Below are 10,950 nucleotides of genomic sequence, written 5' to 3' on the forward strand. Positions count from 1 at the left end.
TTGATGTTGATGTTGATGTTGATGTTGATGTTGATGTTGATGTTGATGTTGATGTTGATGTTGATGTTGATGTTGATGTTGATGTTGATGTTGATGTTGATGTTGATGTTGAATTGGCTTTTGACGTTGCCGTTGCTGTTGACTTTTCGCATGCTGACGTTGCCAAATGAGCCGGGTGACAGTCGGGAATAATGGGACACATGTTTGAGCGCAGCGAGTTTGTGTCCCATCCGACTGGCGCACGGCTCATTTGGGGACCCGCCGCAGGCGGGCAACGGCTGTGCGACCGCCTTTTTGCTTACTTTCGGGCGCCCGGCTAGGGCGGAGCAAAAAGTGAGTGGCTGCCGGGCCGCTCCCGGCTAGTGCCCACGGAGTAACGAACGTATTAGATAACGACAAGACGCTCTACTCTGAATACGCCACCGCACCTACTCCGTAGCCCATTAAAAGGGGTCAGAGTAATTTTCGCAAGAAACCGCGAAAAAAACTCTGACCCCCCTTTTTTTAACTGCTTAGTCGTGGCACACAGTTCGACGGAATGCACGCTGTATGCACGCTATAGCAATAACCCAACCACAATTTATGCCGATATAAAGGTTTAGAAGTAGGTCAAACCCAAAGCCGCCTTGACCTCAGCGGCGGTTTTTGCTGCCACTTCACGCGCCTTGGCGGTACCTTCTTTGAGTATCTGCAAGACATGCCCGCGATCCTTCGCCAGCTCCTCGCGGCGCGCCCGGATCGGAGCCAGCAGCTCCTGCAAGCAAGCCTCCAGGCGCGCCTTGACCACACTATCACCTAAGCCGCCGCGCACATAATGCGCTTTCATCTGCGCCAGACCGGCCTGATCCGGATCGAACGCATCCAGATAAAGGAAGGCCACATTGCCTTCAATGTGCCCCGGATCTTCCACCCGCAGATGCAACGGATCGGTATATACCTTTTTCACAGCAGCGCGGATTTCATCGGCCGTCGCTCCCAGATTAATCGTATTGCCCAGCGACTTGCTCATCTTTGCCTTGCCGTCGATACCCGGCAAACGCCCGATATCCGGCACCAGCGCCTTCGCCTCGACCAGAATATCGCGGCCGGCGATGCGGTTAAAACGCCGCACGATTTCATTGGTTTGTTCAATCATCGGAATCTGGTCTTCGCCAACCGGCACAATCGCCGCCTTGAAGGCGGTGATATCGGCGGCCTGACTGGCAGGATAAGTCAAGAAGCCAGCCGGTATGTCTCGCTCGAAACCACGCAGGCGAATTTCTTCCTTAACCGTCGGATTGCGCTCCAGACGCGCCACCGTCACCAGATTAAGGTAATAAAAAGTCAACTCCGCCAACTCTGGGATCTGCGACTGAATCAGAATCGTCGAGCGGGTCGGATCGATACCGACCGCGAGGTAATCGAGCGCCACTTCCACCACGTTGCGATGCACCTTGTTGGTGTCGTCCATGTTGTCGGTCAGGGCCTGGGCATCGGCCAGCATGATGAATTGCCGGTAGTCTTTTTGATAAGCCACACGATTGCGCAAGCTGCCGACGAAATGGCCAAGATGCAAAGGGCCGGTCGGACGATCGCCGGTCAAAATCACGGCAGAACCCGGGCCGGGCGCGGACAAACTTGCTGGCAAACTCATTGAAACTCCCTTAGCTGAATCCTGAAAACCCTACATTGCGCCACCAGACAAAGAAAAAGCCGCCGGCAATAGATCAATATATCGCCGACGGCTTTCAAACTGCATTTAGCCGAGACTTAATGTGTGCGGCTTTGCTCAGCTTGCGCCACTTGCTCGATGCCTGCCAGAATCCAGCCGCCCTGACCTGCGGTTGGCTTCGACAAATTCCAGACCTCGGCGAACGGCGCGGCAACGCTGGCGTCATCTTCCTTGATCATGCCGGTGAAGCGGACGCTTGCCAGGTATTCATTGTCGAGGGTTTCGATTCCGAGCAGTTCGGCTTCCAGCGTGACGACGTCGGTGTGGTTTTCCGAGGCACCACGCTCTTGCAATTGCATGCGCAATTCGGCAAACATTTCAGGCGTTGTGAATTCACGGATATCGTTGCTGTCGGCCTTGTCCCAAGCAGCTTGCAGGTGCAAGAAGTAAGTCTTGGAGTGACGCAGGAAACCAGCCGTATCGAAATCCGCAGGCACGCCCCAGATTGCCGCACCAGCTGCGGCTGCGGCTGCGGCTGTGGCTGTGGCTGTGGCTGCACCGGCACCAGTGGCAGCAACTGCCGGAGTTGCATCAAATGCGTTACGCTGCATCGGTTGCTCGATGCGCGAAGCGATTTCCGGCGTGAAGCTCGATGGCGCTGGCGTGGCGAAGGCCGGCTGCATGCCGCCGTTGGTGTTGTTGGCAGCACCATTACCCATTTTGCGACGCACCAGCTTGTAGATAAACATCGCAGCAAATGCGAACAGTGCGATCATCAACATGTTGCTGATCATGCTGGCCATCGCGCCACCCAAGCCCATGCTGGACAACAACGCGCCCAGCCCTAAACCGAGCAATGCCCCGCCCAGCATGCCTTTCCACATACTCGGCTTGGCCGCTGCTGCGGCCGCCGGAGCAGCGGCAGCCGCCGCAGGTTTAGCGGCATTGGTTGCCTGGTTTTGTGCCGGTGCAGCCTGGCGGTTCATGCTTTGCGATTTCTTGCCAAACGAGCCGCCACCGCCCATGCGCTTGGCTTCCACGGTTGAGATTCCAGCTGACAGCGTCATGGCGACGACCATCAGTGCGACAAATAATTTCTTCATACTTTCTCCTGAGATTGAATGCCATGTCGGACATGGCTATACGTGTGTACTGCTGATTTTTAAAACGGACATGCAGGCCAGCGCGCTGATACAGCTCGCTAAAAACGCCAATCAGGATGCCGAAGTGTGCCGAAATCAGCACGCCAGTCAGCGCAATGGATGCATGGATTTGCCGGATGAATGCCGGCAGATGGGACGGCGCCGACCGCCTCAGATCAACGCTGAGACGGCGCAACGGCGCTTATGCTCTGGGGGGAGGTCCTGCCGGCGGCAGGAACGGCGGCTGACACGCCTTGTCGTTACTCAGGGCGGGGGGCCCGGCAAGGCTGGCGGCGGCAAATACGAAAGGGAAAGCCGGTACGGTCTCATCGCCAAGATCGACATGCATCTCGATATCATCGACCAGCGTATCGGGCGCACCGCAATCGTCGGCGATGCTGCACTGCACCAGTAACTCGTGCTGCTGCTCACTGTGCGCACTAAAAGCCAGCGACGCCTTCGTTTCCGCTGAAGCTGCAGGCACGCCTGCAAAAACTTGCATCGGCAGAAAACAGATCAACAGGAGTATCAGGAGTCGTTGCATCGCAGCGGCTAAGCCGGCTCGTCAGAATTAAAGACGCTGATTATACCAAAACGGCCAGGTTGCAGAGCGGCCTTGCTGTGGCGAATGAAACGCCATAGACTACTACGCAGGAGCGCCAGCATCAGGTCACCGCGCCTATCTACCGAACACGGGAAATTACATACACCATGCGTATTTTGCTTGCTGAAGACGATAGCGTCCTGGCCGATGGATTGACGCGTTCGCTGCGCCAGTCCGGCTATGCCACCGACTGTGTGATGAACGGCGTGGAGGCGGATTCGGCGTTATCAACCCAGGATTTCGATTTGCTGATCCTCGATCTGGGGCTGCCGAAGATGAGCGGCCTGGAAGTGTTGCGCCGTTTGCGCGCCAGGAATTAACGCTTGCCGGTACTGATTCTGACCGCCGCCGATTCGCTTGAACAACGCGTCAAAGGGCTCGACCTTGGCGCTGACGACTATATGGCCAAGCCGTTTGAGCTGTCAGAACTGGAAGCGCGGGTGCGGGCACTGACCCGCCGTGGCGCCGGCGGCGGCCCTACCGTGATCAAGCACGGCCCGCTGAGCTATGACCAGGTCGGCCGGATTGCCTACATCAATGAGCAGATGCTGGACCTGTCGGCACGCGAACTCGGCTTGCTGGAAGTGTTGCTGCAACGCACTGGACGTCTGGTCTCAAAAGAACAATTGGTCGATCACCTGTGCGAATGGGGCGAAGAAGTGAGCAACAATGCGATCGAAGTATATGTGCACCGCCTGCGCAAGAAAATCGAAGGCGGCGGGGTGCGCATCGCCACGGTGCGCGGGCTCGGTTACTGCCTGGAAAAAATCGTCGAGCCGCAGGTAATCAACGCCCTCAGCGCCGGTACCGCGCCGCCGTTCTCACCGGCGGACACATCCCGCCAACGCTGACCCCTGCATCATGCGCAAAGCTCAATCCACGGCGGCGCAACCGGCTCCATCGAACCATGCGGTGACGCAAACCGAAGAGCGGGTGCAACGCTCGCTGTTCGGCGAGATCCTGGACTGGATGCTGGTACCGCTGCTGCTGTGGCCGAGCAGCATTGCAATTACATATGTCGTCGCCAAATCAATTGCCAACCAGCCGTTTGACCAGGCCCTTGACGATAGCGTCACGATTTTGTCGCAGCAAGTCGTCAGCGTCAACGGCAAGCTCACGACACGCCTCAACGGCACCTCGCGCGATTTCCTGCGTGCCGACGATGTCGACAATGTCTACTATTCGATTACCGGCCCGCATGGCGAATATATCGATGGCGACCGCGACATGCACCCGCCGCCGGCAGACGAAGACCCACTCCATCCGGGTGCCGTCAACTTTTGGGACAGCTCAGTCCATGGCAGCGACGTAAGGATCGCCTACACCTATGTCGATGTGCGCAACGCGCTGGACAGCCGCGGTGCTAGCGGCACCAAGGACCAGCCGAAACTGGTGCTGGTGCAGGTCGGCGAGACCCTGGAAAAGCGCGCCCGACTGGCCAATGAAATCATCAAGGGCGTGATCCTGCCGCAATTCCTGATTCTGCCGATTGCACTGGCGCTGATCTGGTTTGCGTTATCGCCCGGCTTGTCGCCGCTGTCTGAGTTGCAGCAGCGCATCCGCGCCCGTCGCCCGGACGATCTGAGCCCGATTGATTCGGGCCAGGTGCCGGAGGAAATTTCACCGCTGGTGCGCTCGCTCAACGACATGCTATCGCGCTTGTCGCTGTCAATCCAAACCCAGAAGCGCTTCATCGCCGATGCCGCGCACCAGATGAAAACCCCGCTGGCGGGCATGCGTATGCAGTCCGAACTGGCATTGCGCCAGACCAGCGCGCACGATATCCATCGCTCGCTGGAGCAGTTAGCCAAAAGCTCGGAATCGGCGACCCGTCTGGTCAATCAATTGCTGTCACTGGCACGCGCCGAAAACCAGTCGCAAGAAAGCGCGCCGTTTATACAGTTAGACTTATCCGAATTCGCCCGCGCAGTCGTGCTGGACTGGGTGCAAGCCTCCTTCACGCAACGTATCGACCTCGGCTTTGAAGAGGCCGAGCAGCCATTGCCGATACTCGGCAATCCACTGATGCTGCGCGAACTGCTTGGCAACCTGATCGACAACGCGCTGCATTACACGCCGGTAGAAGGCCGCGTCACCGTGCGCGTGCGCAGCGAGCCGGAAGCCGGCCTGGCGATCCTCGAAATCGAGGATACCGGCCCTGGCATCCCGCCCGCCGAACGCGAACAAGTGTTTCATCGTTTCTACCGGATTCTGGACAGCAGCCGCGGCGGCGGCGGCCTGGGGCTGGCGCTCGTGCGCGAGATCGCCCAGCAACATCACGCCGACGTGACGATTTCGTACAACCCGCATAGCAACGACGCGGAACAGCCTGGCAGCCTGTTCCGCGTCAGCTTTCGTTTGCGGCAAAAATCGACACCAGACAGCAATTCCGATTTCCATTAACCGCAACTGCCCTGCCCCTTTACCGGACCTCGCATGCAACTATTCAACTCGCGTCTACAGCAACCAGCAAATCACTGGCAAAGCACCCGACGATTGACGCTGGCGCTGCTGTCGATCTGGTTCATCCTGACCTTCAGCGTCATCTACTTTGCGCGTGCGTTGTCGGGCCTGACATTATTTGGCTGGCCGCTGTCGTTTTATCTGGTAGCGCAGGGACTGGCGCTGGCTTATCTGCTGATCGTCGCAATCTACACCTGGCAAATGCAGAAAATCGATAAGCGCTTCCCAGGGACCGACCCGCAATGAGCGACAAATCTTTTTTCTGGCGTCTGGTGCGCTACTACGGCTGGTATACCGGCGGCTTTATTGGGTTGCTGGTGGTGCTGGCGATCCTCGAAAAAGAAGGCCTGCCGCGCAGCTGGATCGGCTATCTGTTCATGTTTGCCACCATCGTCCTGTATGCCGGCATCGGCATCGTCAGCCGCACTTCAGATGTCTCGGAATATTACGTCGCCGGACGCCGCGTGCCGGGCCTGTTCAACGGCATGGCGACTGCCGCCGACTGGATTTCCGCCGCCACCTTCATCAGCCTGGCCGGGGGCCTGTACCTGCAAGGTTTCGAGGGGCTGGCCTACATCGTCGGCTGGACCGGCGGCTACTGCCTGGTGGCGCTGCTGATCGCGCCGTATTTGCGCAAGTTCGGCCAGTACACGATTCCGGATTTTCTGGCAGCGCGCTATCGCGGCCGCAGCGGCGGCAATCCAATCCGGATACTCGGCGTCATCGCCACCGTGACGATTTCATTCATCTATGTGGTGGCGCAGATTTACGGCGTCGGCCTGATTACCTCGCGCTTTACCGGCGTCGATTTTTCAGTCGGCATCTTCCTCGGCCTGGCCAGCATTTTGGTCTGTTCTTTCCTCGGCGGCATGCGGGCAATTACCTGGACTCAGGTAGCGCAATACATCATCATCCTGTTCGCCTATCTGATTCCGGTGATATGGCTGTCGGCCGAACATACGAACAATCCGGTGGCGCAAATTTCGTATGGTTCGGTGCTGTCGCAGATCACCGAGATCGAAAAGAAACTCGATGTCGATCCGAAAGAGATAGAAGTGCGGGCGATCTTCAAGGCCAATGCCGATGACTTCGAGCGCCGCCTGCGCGACCTGCCGAAGTCCTGGGAATCGGAACGTATTGAAGCGCAGAAAAATCTCGAACAACTCAAACGTAACAACAGTTCTCTTATCGAGATCCGCAGCGCCAACCGGGCGCTCAACAGTTATCCAAAAACCCCGGAAGATGCCGAACGCAAATGGCAGGAAGACAAAGCCAGCAACCTGGCGAGGGCCGAACCGCCGGTGCCCCAGGCGACACCTTTTCCGGGCGGCACGCCGCAGGCATCGAATATCAAACGCAATAATTTTCTGGCACTGGTGTTCTGTCTGATGCTCGGCACCGCTTCCCTGCCGCACATCCTGATGCGTTACTACACCACGTCATCGGTACAGGAAACCCGCAAATCGGTATTCTGGACGCTATTCTTCATCCTGCTGATCTACCTGACGGTGCCGGCGCTGGCAGTGCTGGTCAAATATTACATCTACACCTCGCTGGTGGGTTCCGATTACGCCCATCTGCCTGAATGGGTATCGTACTGGACCAATATCGACAAGGCCAACCCGCTGGTCAGCATCACTGATTTCAACCACGATGGCATCGTACAGTTGTCTGAGATTACGTTGGACGGCGACATGATCGTGCTGGCAACGCCGGAGATTGCCGGCCTGCCGTATTACATTTCTGGGTTGGTGGCGGCCGGCGGGCTAGCGGCGGCGCTGTCGACCGCAGACGGCTTGCTGCTGACGATTTCAAATGCCTTATCGCACGATGTGTACTACAAGATGATCGACCCGCATGCCTCCACCGCCAAGCGGGTGACGGTGTCCAAGCTGCTGTTGCTGGTGGTGGCATTGCTGGCGGCATACACCGCTTCGCTAAAACCAGGCGATATCCTGTCGATGGTCGGCGCGGCGTTTTCGCTGGCGGCCTCGACCCTGTTCCCGGTGCTGGCGCTCGGCGTGTTCTGGAAACGCGGCAACCAGCAAGGGGCGATTGCGGCAATGGCGGTGGGCTTCAGCCTGTGCATCTATTACATGCTGCAAACCTACCCGGCGCTGGGCGGCTCAGTCAACGGCCAATGGTTCCACATCGCGCCGATGGCGGCAGGCATCTTCGGCATGCCGGCCGGCATGCTGGCGCTGATCGTCGTCAGCCTGCTGACACCGCCGCCCGATTCGCGCGCGGTGACGCTGGTGCATCATGTGCGGGCGCCTTGAGGAAAAAGATATTCGAGAAATTAACAAGCGAATGGGAGCTTGTCCTCTACAGCAGCGACATCAATTCAAACCGCAAATCCAAAACCAGGCGCTTCATGTCCCGGCAAGACGGTCACAGCCACATCCATGGTTTGCTGGCCGCCGCCGATTAGTACGCCGCGCAGCGGCGAAACATCAAGGAAGTCGCGCCCCCAACCGAGCGTGATGTGGCCGGTGTCGGGGAAAATACCGTTGGTCGGGTCGGCGTCGATCCAGTTATTGCCCTCGCCATTACTGCCGGGGCAATACACCGATACCCAGGCATGCGAGGCATCGGCACCGATCAGGCGCGCTTGTCCGGGCGGCGGTTCGGTCAACAAATAACCGCTGACATAGCGCGCCGCCAAACCCAACGAACGCAAGCAGGACAGCATAAAATGCGCAAAATCCTGACAGACACCGCGTTGCGTAGAGAAAACTTCAGTAACCGGTGTCGATACGGTGGTTGCCAGCGGATCAAAAGTAAACTCTCGAAAAATCCTTGTCATCACCGCCTCGATGCCGGCCAGCAAAGGCAAGCCCGGGGTGAACGACTCTGCCGCGTAGGCCAGGAACTCGCGTTTGATCCTGACGTGCGCCGATCCGAACAGGTAGCGGCTTGCTTCCAGATCATCCGGCAACAGGAAACGCCCGGCCTGATATGACAACCTGTCGCGCACCTGCTCCCAAGGCAGTGTGGTTGGCGGCAACTGGCGCGGTGTCAATGTGACCCAGGATTCGGCCAGCGCGCGCAAATTGCTATGATCGGTTTCCAGCGAAAAAGATTGCAGCGGATTGCCAAAACCATCGAGGAACATGCGCAATTGCTGCGGCTCTGGGGTAATCGCGATGCCATGCGAGGTGCAGGTCTGCCACGGCAGCGAGCGCGGTGTCAGGCGCAGCATCTGGTGCGACAGTCGCACCGGCTGCGAGTAGGCGCAATGCGTATCGTGGCGGATGTGATAGACGTGCTGGTGCATCACGACACTCCCTGGCTGACCGGCGCATTCAACGGCGTAAAAAAGTTCCGCGCCAACTCATCCGACAATCCATAAGCGCCGCTGATGGCGTCGCGCATCAATTGCACCAGACGCGCGTTGACGTCGCTGAGAAACAGCGAATCATGCTCCAGGTCTTGCAATTCGAACTCCTGCAGCGTGGCCGACAAATGCGCAGGGGTATCCATGCTAAGGGTGCCAAGCTGTTCACCGATATCGCTCAGATAACGCTCCAGCATCTGGAATTGAAACGCAATGCCGTGCGGATTGCTGACATCGAACACCAGCAGATGCAATACCGGCAGCCACTCCGGCGCACGCCGATAGCGCACGCGATACGTCACCACGCTGTTGGCCGATTCGAGCAGCCATGGCAGTGCGCGGTTCTGGCGTTCATCCGGCAGCGGCAGAAACAGGCCAAACAAGGTCGCCAGATGCGTCATGCGTTCGATGTGCCGTCCCAGCATCAGGAAATGCCAGCCTTCGTCGCGCGTCATGTCGTCCAGCGCGTGACCGGCGAGGCCGACGCAAGCCTGGATTACATTGTTGAGCATGTTCAACGCCGCAGCTGCTTGCAGAGCGCCATTAGCGCCCTCGGTTACCAACCCCGGCATGCGATTGAGCGCCTGCCAGTTATCCAGAGAGAGATGTTCACGCACCTGGTAACCGCAGTGATGCAAATGGCGCAGATTACCGGCAATGCCGATAGCGGCATCCGTATCGACGATGGCGGCGATTAATTCCTGCTGCAACGCACTGACTGTCGGCCGGCCGGCAGCAGTCGCTTCCGGCAACGCGATGCCGAGACCACGACATAGTTCGCACAGCTGATAGAACGTTTCGCGGGCATCGCCTTGCACGTCGAGGCTGCGTTGCAGCGTGGCGCGCAACAAATGCGCGAGGTTATCGCAACGCTCTGCATAGCGGCCCATCCAGAACAGATTCTCGCCGGCATGGGATGAAATATCCACAGTGCTGCGAATCGCGTCGAGCGCACTGCGGCAACCGTCGCGCCGGCCGTCGATATGCGCGACCGGTGTGGTAGCGGCGTCAGCGGGTTCGTCCTGTTGGGCGCGTATCTGCCCGAGCACCCAGACATCCTTGCTGGCCCCGCCCTGCTGCATCGACACCACATCCTTACGCTGGCGCGGTGCGACTCGCGTCAGGCCGCCGGGCATGACGTGGTAGCTGCCGTCGGCGGCGGCAACGACGAACACGCGCAAACTCACCGCCCGGCTCATCAAACGATATTCGCCGCTGCGCGACAACACCGGCGCCTGCGACAGGCGCACCCATTCCTGCGCTACATAGGCATGCGGTTGCGCGTGCAAACTCTCGATCAGACGCTGACGCGACTGCGCATTCAAGCTGTGACCGTAGATCGGCTGCATCCGCATCGATGGAAATGCCGGCATGATGACCAACTGTTCCAGATTGGCCAAGGTATAGTCAAGCGCCAGCTTCTCGCCGCACCACCAGGAGGCGACGGCGGGCAGCGCCAGCGGCTGCCCCAGCAAGCGCTTGCAGATTGCCGGTAAAAAGCCATGCACGGCGCTGGATTCCAGCACGCCGCTGCCGAGCGAATTGGCGATGAGCACATTGCCGAGGCGTGCCGCCTGGACCAGACCGGGAATGCCAAGCGCCGAATCGGCGCGCAACTCCAGCGGATTGTTGCGGCTGACCGAAAATTGACCCAGCAAAGGGCATAGTGCTGATTCAAAATTGACCCAGGTGTTCTACTTGTCCTGTCTAATTTTTAGGCAGGAGATATAAGGTGATCACCATGGAAATGTTA

Annotated in this window: 7 protein-coding genes and 2 pseudogenes; 5 read left to right on the forward strand and 4 right to left on the reverse strand. The window is 58.4% G+C overall.

Translation table 11 applies throughout. The annotated features are described in order from the left end of the window. Nucleotides 1-598: 598 nt before the first annotated feature. Together trpS and ACIQ0R_RS07650 are read right to left on the reverse strand one after the other, a co-directional pair. Nucleotides 599-1,633, reverse strand: a complete 1,035-nt coding sequence (trpS, locus tag ACIQ0R_RS07645) for a tryptophan--tRNA ligase (protein ID WP_395825777.1) — start codon at nucleotides 1,631-1,633, stop codon at nucleotides 599-601. Between the two features lie 116 nt (nucleotides 1,634-1,749). Continuing rightward, the gene (locus ACIQ0R_RS07650) at nucleotides 1,750-2,754 is read right to left on the reverse strand and encodes a Tim44 domain-containing protein (protein WP_395825779.1); all 1,005 of its coding nucleotides are present in this window, start codon (nucleotides 2,752-2,754) and stop codon (nucleotides 1,750-1,752) included. On the opposite strand from ACIQ0R_RS07650, the gene ACIQ0R_RS07655 reads away from it, so the two are divergent. The 5 genes and pseudogenes from ACIQ0R_RS07655 to ACIQ0R_RS07675 all read left to right on the forward strand — a co-directional run bounded on the left by ACIQ0R_RS07655 (nucleotide 2,717) and on the right by ACIQ0R_RS07675 (nucleotide 8,139). Next, nucleotides 2,717-3,208: a hypothetical protein gene (locus ACIQ0R_RS07655; protein WP_395825782.1), complete on the forward strand. Its 492-nt coding sequence runs from the start codon at nucleotides 2,717-2,719 to the stop codon at nucleotides 3,206-3,208. The genes ACIQ0R_RS07650 and ACIQ0R_RS07655 overlap by 38 nt on opposite strands. A gap of 296 nt (nucleotides 3,209-3,504) precedes the next feature. Then, nucleotides 3,505-4,248: pseudogene (locus tag ACIQ0R_RS07660) on the forward strand (response regulator). A gap of 10 nt (nucleotides 4,249-4,258) precedes the next feature. Beyond that, nucleotides 4,259-5,800, forward strand: a complete 1,542-nt coding sequence (locus tag ACIQ0R_RS07665) for a sensor histidine kinase N-terminal domain-containing protein (RefSeq protein ID WP_395825784.1) — start codon at nucleotides 4,259-4,261, stop codon at nucleotides 5,798-5,800. A 33-nt stretch (nucleotides 5,801-5,833) separates the two neighbouring features. Continuing rightward, on the forward strand, nucleotides 5,834-6,106 hold the full coding sequence (locus tag ACIQ0R_RS07670; RefSeq protein WP_395825787.1) for a DUF4212 domain-containing protein: 273 nt from the start codon (nucleotides 5,834-5,836) through the stop codon (nucleotides 6,104-6,106). Further along, on the forward strand, nucleotides 6,103-8,139 hold the full coding sequence (locus tag ACIQ0R_RS07675) for a sodium:solute symporter family protein (protein ID WP_395825791.1): 2,037 nt from the start codon (nucleotides 6,103-6,105) through the stop codon (nucleotides 8,137-8,139). Before ACIQ0R_RS07670 ends, ACIQ0R_RS07675 begins: the two co-directional genes overlap by 4 nt. A gap of 65 nt (nucleotides 8,140-8,204) precedes the next feature. Here the strand turns inward: ACIQ0R_RS07675 and ACIQ0R_RS07680 are convergent, their stop codons facing one another. Both ACIQ0R_RS07680 and ACIQ0R_RS07685 read right to left on the reverse strand, forming a co-directional pair. Further along, on the reverse strand, nucleotides 8,205-9,137 hold the full coding sequence (locus ACIQ0R_RS07680) for a transglutaminase N-terminal domain-containing protein (protein ID WP_395825794.1): 933 nt from the start codon (nucleotides 9,135-9,137) through the stop codon (nucleotides 8,205-8,207). Further along, nucleotides 9,137-10,825 (reverse strand): annotated as a pseudogene (locus ACIQ0R_RS07685) (alpha-E domain-containing protein); the annotation flags it as partial. The gene ACIQ0R_RS07680 and the pseudogene ACIQ0R_RS07685, both read right to left, overlap by 1 nt. Nucleotides 10,826-10,950: the final 125 nt, after the last annotated feature.

The sequence above is a fragment of the Collimonas sp. genome (genome assembly GCF_044339385.1).
Taxonomy (GTDB): domain Bacteria; phylum Pseudomonadota; class Gammaproteobacteria; order Burkholderiales; family Burkholderiaceae_D; genus Collimonas.